The organism is Mycobacterium shunyiense (assembly GCF_058270075.1).
Genome location: NZ_JBZDPU010000015.1, coordinates 786,640 through 801,848 on the forward strand (window position 1 = coordinate 786,640; position 15,209 = coordinate 801,848).

General features: G+C 66.8%; 13 protein-coding genes and 1 tRNA gene. 4 read left to right on the forward strand and 10 right to left on the reverse strand.

Translation table 11 applies throughout. The features are described 5' to 3' along the window. Positions 1–182 precede the first annotated feature (182 nt). Positions 183–1,829 (forward strand): PE-PPE domain-containing protein, encoded by a 1,647-nt coding sequence (locus AC4ELH_RS18060; RefSeq protein ID WP_498885784.1) that lies wholly within the window; start codon positions 183–185, stop codon positions 1,827–1,829. Here the strand turns inward: AC4ELH_RS18060 and AC4ELH_RS18065 are convergent. Next, positions 1,826–3,487 (reverse strand): DUF7937 domain-containing protein, encoded by a 1,662-nt coding sequence (locus tag AC4ELH_RS18065; protein WP_498885786.1) that lies wholly within the window; start codon positions 3,485–3,487, stop codon positions 1,826–1,828. The genes AC4ELH_RS18060 and AC4ELH_RS18065 overlap by 4 nt on opposite strands. Before the next feature lie 183 nt (positions 3,488–3,670). Here AC4ELH_RS18065 and AC4ELH_RS18070 point away from each other — a divergent pair, with 183 nt between their 5' ends. Together AC4ELH_RS18070 and AC4ELH_RS18075 are read left to right on the forward strand one after the other, a co-directional pair. After that, the gene (locus AC4ELH_RS18070; protein ID WP_498885788.1) at positions 3,671–5,548 is read left to right on the forward strand and encodes a DUF7159 family protein; all 1,878 of its coding nucleotides are present in this window, start codon (positions 3,671–3,673) and stop codon (positions 5,546–5,548) included. A gap of 134 nt (positions 5,549–5,682) precedes the next feature. Continuing rightward, positions 5,683–5,907 (forward strand): hypothetical protein, encoded by a 225-nt coding sequence (locus AC4ELH_RS18075; protein WP_498885790.1) that lies wholly within the window; start codon positions 5,683–5,685, stop codon positions 5,905–5,907. A gap of 16 nt (positions 5,908–5,923) precedes the next feature. Here AC4ELH_RS18075 and AC4ELH_RS18080 read toward each other — a convergent pair whose 3' ends face one another. After that, the gene (locus AC4ELH_RS18080) at positions 5,924–7,132 is read right to left on the reverse strand and encodes an RtcB family protein (RefSeq protein WP_498885792.1); all 1,209 of its coding nucleotides are present in this window, start codon (positions 7,130–7,132) and stop codon (positions 5,924–5,926) included. 321 nt (positions 7,133–7,453) lie between these two features. Then, positions 7,454–7,536: transfer RNA gene (locus tag AC4ELH_RS18085), tRNA-Tyr, on the reverse strand. Positions 7,537–7,736: 200 nt separating this feature from the next. Here AC4ELH_RS18085 and AC4ELH_RS18090 point away from each other — a divergent pair. Further along, positions 7,737–8,228 (forward strand): YajQ family cyclic di-GMP-binding protein, encoded by a 492-nt coding sequence (locus tag AC4ELH_RS18090; protein WP_463791023.1) that lies wholly within the window; start codon positions 7,737–7,739, stop codon positions 8,226–8,228. Positions 8,229–8,279: 51 nt separating this feature from the next. Here AC4ELH_RS18090 and AC4ELH_RS18095 read toward each other — a convergent pair whose 3' ends face one another. The 7 genes from AC4ELH_RS18095 to AC4ELH_RS18125 all read right to left on the reverse strand — a co-directional run bounded on the left by AC4ELH_RS18095 (position 8,280) and on the right by AC4ELH_RS18125 (position 15,185). Further along, a complete protein-coding gene (locus AC4ELH_RS18095; RefSeq protein ID WP_498885794.1) occupies positions 8,280–9,449 on the reverse strand; it encodes an MFS transporter in 1,170 nt (389 codons plus the stop codon). Further along, positions 9,446–10,789, reverse strand: coding sequence for an LLM class flavin-dependent oxidoreductase (locus tag AC4ELH_RS18100; protein ID WP_498885796.1), 1,344 nt, complete (start codon positions 10,787–10,789; stop codon positions 9,446–9,448). The genes AC4ELH_RS18095 and AC4ELH_RS18100 overlap by 4 nt, the downstream gene beginning before the upstream one ends. A gap of 7 nt (positions 10,790–10,796) precedes the next feature. Then, on the reverse strand, positions 10,797–11,654 hold the full coding sequence (locus tag AC4ELH_RS18105; protein WP_498885798.1) for an ABC transporter permease: 858 nt from the start codon (positions 11,652–11,654) through the stop codon (positions 10,797–10,799). Beyond that, positions 11,647–12,465, reverse strand: a complete 819-nt coding sequence (locus AC4ELH_RS18110) for an ABC transporter ATP-binding protein (RefSeq protein WP_498885800.1) — start codon at positions 12,463–12,465, stop codon at positions 11,647–11,649. Before AC4ELH_RS18110 ends, AC4ELH_RS18105 begins: the two co-directional genes overlap by 8 nt. Next, positions 12,462–13,493, reverse strand: a complete 1,032-nt coding sequence (locus AC4ELH_RS18115; protein WP_498886205.1) for an ABC transporter substrate-binding protein — start codon at positions 13,491–13,493, stop codon at positions 12,462–12,464. The genes AC4ELH_RS18110 and AC4ELH_RS18115 overlap by 4 nt, the downstream gene beginning before the upstream one ends. A gap of 147 nt (positions 13,494–13,640) precedes the next feature. After that, positions 13,641–14,453: a DUF3298 domain-containing protein gene (locus AC4ELH_RS18120; protein ID WP_448443651.1), complete on the reverse strand. Its 813-nt coding sequence runs from the start codon at positions 14,451–14,453 to the stop codon at positions 13,641–13,643. 9 nt (positions 14,454–14,462) lie between these two features. Further along, the gene (locus AC4ELH_RS18125) at positions 14,463–15,185 is read right to left on the reverse strand and encodes an Rv1363c family protein (RefSeq protein WP_498885803.1); all 723 of its coding nucleotides are present in this window, start codon (positions 15,183–15,185) and stop codon (positions 14,463–14,465) included. Positions 15,186–15,209 lie beyond the last annotated feature (24 nt).

The following is a 15,209-nucleotide window of genomic DNA, read 5'->3' on the forward strand; positions in this document are numbered from 1 at the left end:
CGTCGACGGTGTTGCCAGCACCGTCGACGAATCTTCGTTTGCCGCAACAACTCTTGGCCGTCATTTCCCGAAAGAACGGCACAACCCCCGTTCGAGAAGTTGCCGCGAACTTGCAGTGGACCGCTGTTTTCGCTGGTAACTTCCGGTCCCTGTAAGCACCACATCGGGGAAAGGTGCAGGCTATGAAGGGTCGGGGTCGACGAGGGGTGCCGCCGCGCCGTGCACGCCGGTGGGGAGCGATGGTGTTCGCCGGCGGCGTCGTCGTCGCGGTATCGGCGGGGGTCACCGTCAGCACCCCGACAGCCGCCTACAGTGCCGCGGTGCAACTGGCCGGAACGACCCTCGGTGTGGGGGCGTCCTACGACGCGTTCGGTCTGAGCATCCCGATGTTCTTCTACGGCAGCATCGTTCCCGAAGGCGACTCGTACCGCACGGTCCCCTATCCGGCGCAGATCAGCATCAGCATCCCGGTGATCTCGGATCTGCCGGGTTGGTCCGACCTGCCGTACTGGACACAGTCTTTGAAGCGGTCCGAGGCGATCGGTGCCGGTTACCTCCTGCAGGACATCGCCAGGACGCCGGCGGGCGACAAGGTGACGATCATCGGCGTATCGCAGGGCACGCAGGTCCTCGAGATCGCGCGTACCGAGATGGCCAAAATTCCGAATTATGTGGCCAATGCCGAGAATTACGAGTTCATCCTGCTCGGTGATCCGTATCAGCCCAACGGCGGCATCCTCGCCCGCTTCGCGTCCTGGAGCGATCTGCCGGTGCTGGGTGACATCTTCCCGTTCGGCCGGCCGGGACCGTCGGACAGCCCGTTCAAAACCACGTTCTACCAGAATCAATACGACGGCATCGCCGATTTCCCGGCCTATTTCAACGTGCTGTCCATCGCGAACGCCCTTGCCGGGCAGGTCTTTGAGCACGCCTTCCCCGGCTACGTGCTGGAGTACCCGGACGCCCCCAACGCCGTCACCACCCAAGTCGGCAACACCACCTACGTGACGCTGCCCCAGTACCTTCCGCTGCTGGCGCCGTTGCGCATACCCGCCGCGTTGATCGGCGCGGAACGCTTCGTCGATGCCATCGACCCGGTGCTGCGGGTGTTCGTCGAAATGGGATACGACCGCACCGCAGACCCCAGCCGGGTCAAGGAATTCAGCTGGATCGCCCCCGAAGAGCAGTTCCACGAAGCTCTGAACGCGTTGCCCGGTGCGTTCGAGCAATCACTGGCGATCCTGGCCGGCGAAAAGTATGTTCCGACCCTGCCCCAGCCCGTCGTCTCCGACGCCGATCCGGACACCCCGCTGCCCGAGCACCCGGCCGATCCGGTGCGCGATTCACCGTTCGAACAAGCGCTGCGACAGGTGGTGGTCGATGTGGGGACGGCATTGACAGACGCCACCAGGCCGCTGGCGAAGGTGTTCCAAGCTCTCGGTGCCAGGACGCCGACGCAGCAGAAGGTCGTAGAGCCGAGTGATGCCGACCAGGCCGCGCCCAACACTCCGCCCAAGGCCGCACCCAACGCTGCGCCCGCTGCGACCGACCAGGCCGACAAGGGAGACAAGGGAGACAACGGCAGTCCCGTCGCTGCGCCGAAGCCCACCGCCCCCAGCCGTGTCGGTCGGCCCACCAGAACCCAACCGGACTCGCCACGCACCGGTGTGGCGCCACGGTTGAATGCGGTCCCGGGGGCGAAGGGTTCCGACCGGGATTCGGTTCGCTCGGCGATCCGTTCAACGGTCGGCTCGGCCAAGAAGGCCCCGAAATCCCAGCACTCTCAGCGCCATCGCCCCTCACAGCACCGGAGCGACCGCGCGGGTTAGCCCTGCGACGGCGGGCGCTGCGGACGACGCTGGATCCGCAGCGCCTGTGTCGGCAACTGCAGATCGGTGGTCGGCGGGGCGGCGAGCACGGTCGTCGAATCCTCTTTCAGACGAACAATTCTCGGCACCGACGCCGCCCGGGGCTGCCGAACGATGGTCGGCGGTGCGGATACCTCGGCGGCGGGCTTTGACGGCACGATCTCCGTGGGAGGTTCCGGCGTCACCGGCTTGGCCGCGCGGGTTTGGCGGCGCACCAGGTAGCCGGCGAACGGCCCGGTGAACACCATGACCGCCAACACGAGCAGGCTCAACACGCACACCGCGACGTCGAAGGTGCTGGTGATCTGCTGGGCGAGGTTGTTGCCGTAGATCGCCGCGGGCGCCGGCCCGGAGTAGCGCGGCGCCAGGGCCACCCCGATGGCCACGTTCGCCGCGGTGAAGACGAACAACACCGCGCTGAAGGCCGCGGCCACGGTCGTCGACGTCAGCCCCCTGTCGAGCTGGCGGTGCAGCCACCGCGCGACCAGCGCGGTCACCAGGTTGAACACCGTCATCGCAACCGTGTCGTACAGCGCGCGCGGGAGGTCGAGCGACAGGGCGATCAGGAAATCGACGACCCGCACTGCCGCCGCCGCGAACGCCCAGAAGGCGATCAGCGTCAGGCACTTCTGCGCGGCACCGCGGTAGGCGCCGATGGTCGGCGGCCTGATCAGGAAGACGGCGTACAGCGTCGTCGGCGCCACGATCGCGGCGGCCGCGGCCCAGGCGAGGTAACCCTCGTAGCCCACCGCCGCCGTCGAGGTGTTCTGGGCGATGCCGTGAAACGCATCGATGTCACGGCCGATACCGGCCAGCCACACCAGGGTGGCGGCGACCGCGCCCGAGACACCGATGGCCGTCGTGGCGAGCCGGGCTGCCCCGGTCCGCTCGGTCAGCCAGCGTGAGGCGATGACGAGCGCGATCATCGCCTCCGCGCCGTAGAGCAATGTGGTGACGATGACGGCGATGTCGTGCCCGCCGAACTCCACCTGGGCGACGAACAGGTACCGCAACCGCCAGTAGAGATTGAACGCGACCGACAGCGTCGCCAGCGCGATCGACAGAAAACCGATCACCCGCGCAATGGCATACCAGCGTCGAAACCGATTGTCCTCGACAGTGATCGACGTGATGGGCGGCTGCCCGGCCAGCAGCGCGCCCGCGACGCCGAGCAACATGCCCGGACCCACCCCCGGCGGGACGGCACCGGTGCCGCCTCCGTTCACCGTCTGCACCACGTGATAGCCGGCGAAACAGATGACCACCACCAGGTAGGCGGCGGTGAGCACGAACCGGACGCGACTGGTACGCCCCACGTCGGAATGGCTTGAGCCGAGGCGGAACGGTCCCACGTGCGGCGCCAGCGCGGCCGCGATCGCGAGCACCGTCACGATGGCCAACATCACAAACGTCGACCCGGCGCTGCCGGGCACGCCGACGCCGAATTCCAGGTTCCACGGGAGCAGCATCGCGATGACGAGCATTGCCACGGCGAGGCCGTCACGTACCCGGTTGGTCCGGGTAGGTACGTAGCCGACCCGCCCAGGACGCTCCGCCGCCGGCGCGGCCGTGGTCGCCACCTGGACGGTGGCGGACGCGTCGTAACGCTCGTCGCTCACGTACCGATTCCTCTCTATGAGTGACATCGCAACGGACCCAACCAGCGTGCTCACTTTTGCTCCGGCGCACAAGCAGTGCTGGCAGCCGCGGTCGTTCGGCCACCAAGGTAGGCCCTGGCTGTGCGGTAGCTTGGATTTGTCTGTCGGGGCCCGTACAACATGCACAAAGCAAGGAGAAGAACCGTGGACGTAGTCCTCGGGGTGGCGGTCACCGGGCGTGTGGCGCGCTTGGCCATGATCGGATCGCCCGCGAGCGGCGGCCAGGTTCTGGATCAGTACGCGCTCGACCTGCCCGATGACTTCGTGGCCGAGATGTCGGAGCTTGCCGAGACCATCATCGGCACCTACCGCGCGGTGACCGAGTCGGGCAACCAGGTTGCCGCGACCCGGCTGTGCCTGCCCGACGAGACGGCCGCCGACACGCTGCGCCAGACCGTGCTCGACGCCGGAGTGCCCAACGTCGAGGTGGTGGCGGAAGCCGAGGCCGCCGCGGCCCTGGCCCGCAGTGTGGGCGCTGACGCCGCATTGCTGGTGGCCGACGATGACACGGTGTCGCTCACCGTGGTCGGCGAAGAGGATGCCGCGCCGAGCTCGACGTTGGCCACCATCCCGATCGGCACCGCCGGGGCCGCCGCTGCGTGCGCGGCAGTGCTCAAGCGGGTGTCCGCCGACGACTCCCCCAGCCGGGTGCTGTTGGTCGGACAGCGACTCGATCTTGATTCTGTTGCGGCAGAGCTTCGTTCGACGGCACCGATCGAGGTGGCACCGGATGCGGGCTATGCCATCGCCCGGGGTGCGGCCCAGTTGGTCGACGACCTCGCGCCGGCGAGTGCGTCCACCCAGATGGCGCCCGTCGTCGGGGTGCCACAGGATGCCACCCAGATGGCCCCCGCGGCTTCGGATGCCACGCAGATGGCACCGGCTTCGGACGCGACGCAGATGGCACCGATGGCTCCTGCCGCCGAGGCCACCCAGATGGCACCTGCCCCCGCAGATTCCGCGGCCGTCGGACCTGATCTGGCGTACTCGCAGGACCCCGAGGACCAGCCGTGGGCCGACGAGATGCCGATGGACGCGGTCAACGAGTTCATCCCCGAGCAGGAGGATGACCCCGACTACACGACCGTCATCGCACCGCCGCCGCCACGGATGCTGCTGATGGGCAGCGCCCTGGCCTTCGTCGTGGTGAGCTTCGCCACGCTGGCCACCGCGGTCGCGATCAACGTCCGGCCGACGGCCGACGTGCGCGCACAGCCTGCGCCCACCCAGCAGGCGGCGACGGTGCCCGGCAACTACCTACCGCCGGTCCCGCACGAGCCGGATCCGGTGGCACTGCCCGTCTCGGTGCTGACCCCGCCGCCCGCTGCTCCGGCAGCACCGAAGGTGCGCCAGGACACCGGCAACCAGCCGGTCAACCAGCCACCTGCGGTGGTACCTCCGGCCGCGCCCCCGGTTCAGCCGGCTCCCCCGCCGGTCGCTCCACCCGCGCCGGTGCCCATCCCGATTCCGGTGCCCGTTCCGATCCCGCTTCCACCGGTCGTGTGGCCGACGGTGCCGACGTGGACCCCGCCGACCACCACCACGGCACCGCCGACGACCACGACGGCGCAGCCCACGACAACGACGGCTCCCCCGACGACGACAACTGCGCCGCCAACCACCACCACGGCACCGCCTACGACGACTGCGCCGCCAACCACCACGGCACCACCTACGACGACCGCGCCTCCGACCACGACGGTGGCTCCGCCGACCACGACGGTGGCGCCGACCCGTACGTCGGAACCTCCCATCGAGGTACCGACCCACACCGTGCCGACCTACACGGCACCGGTCGAACAGCCCACCTACCAGGCTCCGGTGACGACGGTGGCGCCGCAGTCGCCGTTTGGTGGAGGTGAGTCCCCATATGGGGGTGGCTCGTCGTCCGGCGGTAGCTCGTCCAGTGGCGGGTCATCCAGTGGCGGATCGTCGGGCGGCGGCCTCTTCGGTGGTGGAAGTGGTTCTGGGAGCGGCAGTTACGGTGGCTCGCCGGTGACGACGATGCCCACCAGCCCATAGCCGTTCAGTAGTCGTGGCTCGGGCAGGCGACGTCGACGTCGACGGTGACGAAGGTCGTCGGGCCGGGCTCCTGATTGGCGGGATTGAGCGATTACCTTGGACTCCGATGCCCCTCACCCGAAAGGAACGCGCTCGTGGCCAAGAAGCGGTGGAATGACCTGACCCCTAGAGCCAAGACGGCCGTGATCGCGGTGGCGGCGGTAGACGCCGGCCTGCGGGCCTGGGCGCTGCGTGACCTCGCCGGCCGCGACGCGAGCCGGATCAACGGACCGAAGTGGTTGTGGGGCAGCGCCCTCGGGATGCTGACCACCTCCGGCGTGCTGCCCGTGGCCTATCTCGTTGTCGGACGTAGGTCCTGAACCCCGAGACCAGGACCTACATGCCCTTCACGTTGAGCACCTGACGGAGTTCGTGTTCGATCTCGATCAGGCTCGCGGCGTCAGCCATCACCACGTCGATGTCCTTGTACGCGTCGGGGATCTCGTCGACCCACGCCTCGCCGTGGCGGTATTCGATGCCCTGCATCCGCTGCGCGAGATCGTCGGCCGTGAACCGGCGACGTGCCTCGTTCCGGGAGAACCGCCGGCCGGCGCCGTGCGGAGCTGAGCACAACCCGGCGGGATTTCCCTTGCCGCGCACCACATATGACCGCGTTCCCATGCTGCCCGGGATCAGGCCCATGACCCCGGTGTGCGCGTCGATCGCCCCCTTGCGGGTCAACCACACCTCGCGCCCACCGTGGTGTTCCTTGCGGGTGTAGTTGTGATGAGTGTTGATTCGCTCGACCTCGAAATCGCCCGCCGTCTTCGGCTGGTCCAGATGGGCATAGCCCATCCACGCGGCGAACACCCACATGTAGCGGTCCATCATCTCGGCACGGTTCTCGAAGGCGAACCGCTGCGCCCAGTTGAGATCCCGCAGATAGCCGCCGAACTCCGGCGTGCCCTGAGGAAGGTAGGCCAGGTCGGGGTTGGGCAGGTCGATCCACCACCGCTTCATCAGCTTCTGCGCAATCCTGATGTGCTTCTGCGCGATCTTGTTTCCGACCCCACGGGAGCCGGAATGCAGGAACAGCCACACCCGGTCAGCCTGGTCCAGGCACAGTTCGATGAAGTGGTTGCCGCCGCCGAGGGAGCCGAGCTGCTCACGCCACTTGGGCGAGTGCGACAGATCGATCCCGCCGTCCTTGGCCAGGTGCTCGAGGTCGGTGATGCGGCCCGCCGTGAACGGGAACCGGGCGAGCGTGTCGTTGTAGTTGCCCGGCGACAGCGGGATCGCCGTCTCGATCGCCGTCCGCAGCGCCGCCAGATCACGACCCTGGATGTCAGCAGCGGTGAACTCGGTGCGGGCCGCGATCATCCCGCAGCCGATGTCGACACCGACGGCCGCCGGAATCACGGCGTCGATCGTCGGGATGACGGTGCCGACGGCCGACCCCTTGCCGCTGTGGGCATCAGGCATCAAGGCGACATGAGGATGCACGAACGGCATCGAGGCGGTCTGCTTCGCCTGCTCGATGGTGTTGTCGTCGATGTGGCTGGCGAAGTTCAACAGCTTGTGGTCGACGACGCGATGCGTAGTCATGACGTCGATTCTGCCGATGCTGTCGAATGCTTTGTTTGTCCTCGCTCACTGGCAGGTCACGTCGCGAACACATCGAGCATGTACCAATTCAGATCCTCGAAGTAATGCAAATAAGGCCCCCACGTGGTGACGGCACCGCGCCGAAGTGGACTTCCGTCGGGGAACGTCACAATGCTGACTTCTTCGCCTCCGTCAGGCAGGCGTACGAACAGCGAGTCCCGATGAACTCGAACTGACAAGTAGTTTGTGCGCACGGGGCTCATGGCTCCGCGGCGCAGCCAGAAACCAAACAGGCCCCCTCGAAAGGGGGCCTGATCAGGGTGGCAGATGCAGGATTCGAACCTGCGTAGGCGTAAGCCGACGGATTTACAGTCCGCTCCCATTGGCCGCTCGGGCAATCTGCCTGGTTTCGCCCCGCCCCGTTTCCGGTTTGGTGCGAATAGCAGGGTACAACGAGGACCTACCCAAGTTACAAACCGGCAGGCCAGGTGTGACGAGCGCGTCGCCACAGCAGCCCGCGTGTGGTGCGGGCAGCAAGGTGCGACGAGGATGTACCTAAGCTACAAACCGGCAGCATTCACCGAGGGAAGAGGAGAGGCGTCCAATGGCGGATTCCAGCTTCGACGTCGTCAGCAAGGTCGACCGGCAGGAGGTCGACAACGCGCTCAACCAGGCCGCCAAGGAACTGTCCACCCGCTTCGACTTCCGCGGCACCGACACCACCATCGCCTGGAAGGGCGAGGAGTCCATCGAGCTGGTCAGCTCCACCGAGGAGCGCGTCAAGGCCGCGGTCGACGTGTTCAAGGAGAAATTGGTCCGCCGCGACATCTCGATGAAGGCCTTCGACGCCGGCGACCCGCAACCCAGCGGCAAGACCTACCGGGTGTCCGGCGACATCAAACAGGGCATCACCAGCGAGCAGGCGAAAAAGATCACCAAGATCATCCGCGACGAGGGCCCCAAGGGCGTCAAGGCGCAGATCCAGGGCGACGAGATCCGGGTCAGCTCGAAGAAGCGCGACGACCTGCAGGCCATCATCGCCCTGCTCAAGGGTTCCGACCTCGACGTGGCGCTGCAGTTCGTCAACTACCGCTGAGGTCGAGTGTGAACAAGATCGCGAGATCTTCGAGATATCTCGCGATCTTGTTCACGTTGGGCGCCAGACGGGGATGAACCGGTGCATGGTGGCCGCCCCGGCGCACGACACCGCGCCCAGGACGGCCGCCGCAACGCCCAGCGGCGCCACCGCCGCCACCCCTCCGACCGCCAGCGGCCCGAGGAACATGCCGCTGTCGTGCATGAGCCGCCAGGCGGCCAGGAACTCGGCCCGGGTTGCCGTGGGCGCGACGTCCGCACCCAGCGTCATGATGACGCCGTTGCCCAGCCCGTTGCCCACACCCATCAGCACCGCCACGGCCGTCATGCCGATGACCCCGGCGGCGAACGGCAGTGCGAACAGCGACGCACCGATCACCACGAGCGAAGGCACCGCCATCGCCCGCCGCCCGTAGCGGTCCATCACCACACCGGACGGATACGAGCACAAGAGGTCGGCCAGTGCCCCGATGCCGAACACCACCGAGGCGGTGGCCGCACTCAGCCCGATGTGATCGGCCCACAGCGGCAGCACCGCATCCCGAGACGACCGCGCCGCCCCCATCATCAGCGCGCCCAGGCCGAGGGTGCCCAGCAGCGCGCGGTGTGTACGCACGATCTCGGCGAGCCGGGCACCGCCGGGCACCGCTCCCTCGGCGCGTGGCGGATCGGCCAGCCGGGCCATCAGATACCCCGACACCACGAGGCCGACCAGCTGCACGAGGAAGCCACCATGGGTTCCGACGGCCAGGATCACCGCGGCCCCGATGAGCGGCCCGATGAAATAGCCGAGCCGCCACGTCATGGCGAACAGCGCCATCGCGCGGGCCCGCCGCTCGACACCCACAGCCTCGGCCAGATAGCTCTGCCGCGCCAAACCCCATACCGCACTGGAGAACCCGGTCAGCAACACGCCAATGCCGAGGACCGGTGGATTCCAGGCGATCAGGCACAGCAGCACGCCCGCGGTGCCGAGCGAGGACCCGACGATGATGGAACTACGCTCGCCGAACCGGGCGACCATCCGCCCGGCCGGCAGGTCGCCGCACACTGCACCGAGGCCGACGAGCGCGACGATGAACCCGGCCACTCCCACCGATGCGCCCAGATCCCGTGCGACGAGCGCGATCACGGGTGCGCCAGCGCCCTGCCCGATCCCGAAGATCGCGGACGGCAGGAAGACCGTGGTGGCCAGAGAGCGCAGCGGGACGCCCTCGCTCACGCGCTGGTTTCAGCCGCCGTCGCCGTGTAACGGCTGGGCCGGTGCGCCAGCCCGTAATGTCCGCGAAGCGTCGTCGCGGTGTAGTCGGTCCGGAACAGACCGCGCCGCTGCAGGATCGGCACCACCTGCTCGACGAAATCCTCCAGGCCGCCGGGCAGATACGGCGGCATGATGTTGAAACCGTCGGCGGCATCCTCGGCGAACCACAGCTCCAGGTTGTCGGCCACCTGCTCGGCAGTGCCGGCGAAGGTCCGGTGTCCGCGGCCGCCACCGAGTTTGGCGATCAGTTGCCGCACGGTCAGCGACTCGCTGCTGGCCAGATCCTTCACCAGTTGGTAGCGACTCTTGTTGCCCTGGATCTGCTCGATGGGTGGCAGCGCGGGCAACGGTGCGTCGAGCGCGTGCGCGGTCAGGTCCACGCCGAGCATCTGTGACAGCTGACGCAGCGAGTACTCGGGCGAGATCAGGTCGGTGAACTGCTGTTCCAGTTCGAGGGCCGCATCCTCGGTGGGGCCGATGAACGGCACGATGCCGGGCAGGATCTTCACGTCGTCGGCGCTGCGACCGAACTTCACCGCCCGGGCCTTCACGTCGCGGTAGAACGCCTTGCCGTCCTCCACCGAGCGCTGCGCGGTGAAGATCGCCTCGGCGTACCGGCCGGCGAAATCCTTGCCGGATTCCGAGGACCCGGCCTGCACCAGCAGTGGACGTCCCTGCTCCGACCGCGGCGAGTTCAGCGGGCCGCGCACCGTGAAGTGCTCGCCGGCGTGGTCGATCCGGTGCACCCGGTCCGGGTCGGCGAAGATTCCGGTGGACTCGTCGAGGACAAGGGCATCGTCCTCCCAGCTGTCCCACAATGCCGTTGCCACGTCGACGAATTCAGCCGCACGTCGATAACGCCCGGCGTGGTCCGGAATGCCCTGGACACCGAAGTTCGCCGCCTCGTCCTCACCGGCAGAGGTGACGATGTTCCAGCCGGCCCGCCCGCCGCTGATGTGATCCAGCGACGCAAAGCTACGGGCCAGGGTGTAGGGCTCGATGTAGCCGGTGGTGGCGGTGGCGATGAGTCCGACGTGCTCGGTGACGGTCGCCATCGCGGTCAACAATGTGATCGGTTCGAAGATTGCCTGGGTGTTGTGCTTCACCCGCGGCCCCACCGCGAGCCCATCGGCGAAGAAGACCGAATCCAATTTGCCGCGCTCGGCTAGTTGGGCCAGGCGCTGGAAGTGCTTGACATCGGTCAGGTTTCGCACATCGGTGCGGTCGTGCCGCCACGCTGCCTCATGGTGGCCGACACCCATGAGGAAGGCGTTGAGATGAAATTGTCGCGTCATGAACATCCTTTGATCAATTGGTGGCCCGCCAGCCCGACAGCCGCCCTTCGATGGCCACGACGATGCCGTTGAAGATGACGCCCACCAGGGCGATGGTGACGATCCCTGCGTACATGTTGGGAATCTGGAAGTTCAGCTGCGATGCCGTGATCAGGTAGCCCAATCCGGCCTTGGCGCCGACCATCTCGGCGGCGATGAGGACCAGGATCGAGGAAGCCGCCGCCATGCGCAGGCCGGTGAAGATGGTCGGCACTGCCGCGAGCAGGATCACCTTCTGGAACAGCCGGACCGGGGAAAGTCCGAGGGAACGCGCCGATTTGATCAGCAGGGGGTCCACGGTGCGTACCCCGGAGATGGTGTTGAGGAGGATCGGGAACGACGCCGCGTAGATCACCAGCGCCACCTTGGAGGTTTCCCCGATCCCCAGGATGAGGATGAACACCGGCAACAGCGCCAGTGCGGCGGTGTTGCGGAACAACTCAAGGATGGGGTTGAGGAACTCCGCGACCGGCCGGTACCAGGCGATCGCCACGCCGAGCGGGATGCTGATCACGATCGCGATGGCCAGGCCGATGAGAGCACGCGACAGGCTGGCCGAAACATGTTCGGCCAGTTGGCCGTTGCCCAGGAGGGTGAACCAGGCGCTGACGACCTCGGAGAACGGCGGCAGGAAGACCTTGTCCACCAGCCCGATCCGTGGCGCGACCTCCCACAGACCCAGGAATGCGGCGACGACCACGGTGGGACGCAACAGGCGCCACGCGAGGGTCTGCAGCCGGCGGCCGCGCCGCTCGGGCTCCGGCGCGGTCGGTGCCGGGGCTGGAGTTTCGACGTGCGACTCGGCTGGGGCTACCGCGATGGCGCTAGACATGTTGAACCTCCTCGGACCGGGCGCGTTCCACCTCGTCGTGCAGTAGCGACCAGATGTGATGGCGTTGCGCCCGGAATCCCTCGCTGGAACGGATGTCGTCGGTGCTGCGGTCGATGTCGACGTCGACGATCTTCTTGATCCGACCCGGCCGCGACGTCAGCACGGCGACCCGCTGGCCGAGATACAGCGCCTCGTCGATTCCATGGGTGATGAAGAGGATGGTTTTGCCGGTGGCCTGCCAGATCCGCAGCAGCTCATCCTGCAGGGATTCCCGGGTCTGGGCATCCAGCGCGGCGAACGGTTCGTCCATCAGCAGCACCTCGGGGTCGAACGCCAGGCTGCGGGCGATCGCGACGCGCTGCTTCATCCCCCCGGACAGTTCGTGCGGGTAGCGATCGGCGAAGCCCTGCAGCCCGACCAGCTCGAGATACTCCTCGGCCCGCCGCCGACGCTCGGCCGTCGGTAACCCTTTCGCCTCCAGGCCGAATTCGATGTTCTTCCGGGCAGTGCGCCACGGCAGCAGGGCGTACTGCTGGAAGACGATGCCGCGGTCAAGGCCGGGACCGGTGACCGGTGTGCCGTCGAGCAGGATCTCCCCCGACGTCGGCCGGGTCAGTCCGCCCAACAGGTCCAGCAGCGTCGACTTGCCGCAGCCGCTCGGGCCGACCAGCACCAGGAACTCACCGTCCGCCACATCGATGCTGATGTCCTGGATCGCGGTGAAGTGGGTCTTCTCACCACGGATCGCGAACTGCTTGGTCACGTGCCGCAGGCTCAGCTTGGGTGACGCATCCTCGGAGTGGGTACTCACTTGTGCGCCAACGCTTTCCCATCAGGGCCGCTGCCGTCGGGATAGGTTCCGTTGGCGTACGGGTTGAACTCGTTGGTGTAGAGGTCCTTGGCCTTCAACTGCCCCTCCTTGAGCTCGCCATTGCGCACGAGCCAGTCGATCCAGGTCTGCAGCTCACGTTCGGCGATCACCGCGCCGGGCACCGGAATACCTGAGCTGCGCCAGTATTCGATCGACTGTGTGTCCTCGTTGCGCTTGCGCTTGTCGATGATCTCGCGGAACTTGGCGACCACCTCGTCACGCGGGGTCACCTGGGTCCACCGGATGGCCCGCGCGGTGCCCTGGACGTAATCGGCCACTGCGTCCCGGTTCTTGGCCAGGAAATCGTCACGGACCACATAGGTGCCGTAGCTGAACGCCCCGAACAGTGATTTGTCGGTGAACAGCAGCCGGATCCCGCCGCGCTCCTGGGCGGTCTCCCGCCAGATCCCGTTGAGCGCCGCGACATCGATCTGCTTCTCGCGCAGTGCCTGCTCGGTGTTGACCGGCGGCACCACGGTGAGGGTCACGGTCTTGATCTCGTCGTTGGTCAGCCCCTCCTTGGCCAGCCATTCCCGGGTGAGGAATTCATGGTGGGCACCAAGGGTATTCATCCCGACCTTCTTGCCGATGAGGTCGCGCGCCGAGTGGATTGGGCTGTTCTCCAACACGAAGTACCCGGTGTATTCGCCCTCGTCGGCGCCGTAGGAACTGAGCACCGAGGTGATCGGGGCGCCGGCGGCGTTGAGCTTGACCACCGCGCCGTTGAACGCCTCACCCACGTCGATGTCGCCGGTGGCCACCGACTGGATGTCCTGTGGTCCGCTGGTGGTGTTCCCCACCCAATCGAGCTTGATCTTGTCGTAGTAGCCGAGGTCCTCGGCCAGTTCCTGGAATCGAACCTCTCCGGCCCAGCCCTGATAGCGCACCACTGTCTTGCCGTCTTCGGTGCGCGCGGACTCACCGGACGAGCCACACGCGGTCAGTACCAGCACGAGTGCACTGAGCATCGCGAGTACCGAACTGATTAGGCGCATGGCCGTTGCCCCCCATGGAGTCGCACTGATTGGTGCGGCTCATGGTGGCAACAAATCGGGGTCGGGTAACCCTTTAGCCTCGCGAAGAATCGAAAGGCTCGACGGCTTCCGGCCTGACGGTCAGGCGCCGCCGTACTGCGGCTGCAGCACCGGGGCGAGCGCGGAGAGCGGGATGTGCGCCTGCACCGTGCCGCCGTCCATCGACCACTGCATCCGGCCCGGGGTGAAATCGACCGGCGAGTCACGGCCGACCGGATAGTCCGGCATGTAGAGGATCAGCTCGTCCTGGGTCAGCGCCCAGGCCTTGTAGCCGCCCGAGTACACGTTGTTCGGGGTCCAGCGGTCCGGGGTAAACGGGTAGGTGCCGGGCTGGTGCGGCGGCGGTGCGGCATCGAGCGCGGCGACGATGAACGGTTCGCCCAGGCGCGGGATCTCGACCCGGTGGTCGACGCCCGGTTTGAACAGGTCGGCCAGCTGCACCTGCCGCCCACCGGCGAACGTGAAGGTGCGGTAGGCGTCGCTGACGATGGGCGCGTTCGGATGTGAGAGCGCGTCGGTACCGACGGTGCCTGAGTACATCTCGTGGAAAACGGCCGTCGTGGCGTCGCCGTGCTGGAAGATCTCGAACTGCTCCTCGCCGAAGCTGTCGGCGGCCATCTTCTGCGCGGCGTTGCGCCAGTTGTTCATCAGGTTGGTCAGGTACTGCCGGATGACGGGGTTTTCCACCAGGTCGCCGGGCAGCGCCAGCTTGATGTCCCGAACCGCCTTCCGGTCCGAGGTCACCGACGTGTGACAGGTCTGGCCATCCCACTGTCCGGCAAGTTCGTCACAGAACGTTGCCGCCGAGGCCGCAGCGGGCGGGGCGACAGTGATGGCCGCCGCTGAGCCCGCCACCAGGGCCACCGCGCCGATCAGCTTGCCGATGCGCAACATGTCAATACCTCAGGGAAGTTCCACTTTGCTTGCACGCCACTGCCCGTCGACCTTCTCCATCGTCATCTTGATGCGGCTGCGGTCGATCCGCGGATCGGGCACCGTGCTGTTGGCCACCGACTGGTCGACGAACAACAATACGACGACCTTGTCCTTGCTCGCCGACTGCACCGCCGACTGCACCACCACGCCGTGTGCCGTGGCCTTGTTGTCGATGAGCAGTTGGCGCAGCTGCATGCTCGACTGTGAGTACATGTCCTTGAACTCTCCGGTGGCACCGGCCAGGACCTGGTTGAAGTTCTCGTCGACCTTGTTGGAGTCGATACTCGTCAAGACCTGGGCATAGTTGACCGCGGCATCCTGCGCCTGCTGGCCGGCCTGTGCGATCTGCTTGGTCTGCCACAGCTGCCACCCGAGGAAGCCCGAAAGTGCCAGGGAGGCAGCAACCACGACAGCTACGACACCGACGAGCGCCCAGCGGCGCCGGCCCCGTGAGGTTGCGTCCGAAGATTCGGGCTCGGGCTCTGCCGCGTCTTCGTCCTCGGTTTCGTCCTTGGCTTCTTCGTCGGCTTCGTCGTCGGCATCGGCTTCGTCGTCGGCCTCCGACTCGGAGTCAGACTCCGTCTCAGTATCAGCGACCTCCTCGGCCGTCTCTTCGATACCGATTGCGTCGTCGACGGTCTCGGTCTGATCGTCGTCTGTCTTCTTGTCCGTCGTCACAGTCACCGTCATCTCCTTTGGGTGAGGTTGGGTGGA

What these genes read in the sequence shown, in the direction of transcription:
- AC4ELH_RS18060 (WP_498885784.1), top strand. Translation starts at nt 183, where the DNA reads ATGAAGGGTCGGGGTCGACGAGGGGTGCCGCCGCGCCGTGCACGCCGG.
- AC4ELH_RS18120 (WP_448443651.1), bottom strand. Translation starts at nt 14,453, where the DNA reads ATGTTGCGCATCGGCAAGCTGATCGGCGCGGTGGCCCTGGTGGCGGGC.
- AC4ELH_RS18090 (WP_463791023.1), top strand. Translation starts at nt 7,737, where the DNA reads ATGGCGGATTCCAGCTTCGACGTCGTCAGCAAGGTCGACCGGCAGGAG.
- AC4ELH_RS18105 (WP_498885798.1), bottom strand. Translation starts at nt 11,654, where the DNA reads ATGTCTAGCGCCATCGCGGTAGCCCCAGCCGAGTCGCACGTCGAAACT.
- AC4ELH_RS18080 (WP_498885792.1), bottom strand. Translation starts at nt 7,132, where the DNA reads ATGACTACGCATCGCGTCGTCGACCACAAGCTGTTGAACTTCGCCAGC.
- AC4ELH_RS18125 (WP_498885803.1), bottom strand. Translation starts at nt 15,185, where the DNA reads ATGACGGTGACTGTGACGACGGACAAGAAGACAGACGACGATCAGACC.
- AC4ELH_RS18115 (WP_498886205.1), bottom strand. Translation starts at nt 13,493, where the DNA reads ATGCTCAGTGCACTCGTGCTGGTACTGACCGCGTGTGGCTCGTCCGGT.
- AC4ELH_RS18100 (WP_498885796.1), bottom strand. Translation starts at nt 10,789, where the DNA reads ATGTTCATGACGCGACAATTTCATCTCAACGCCTTCCTCATGGGTGTC.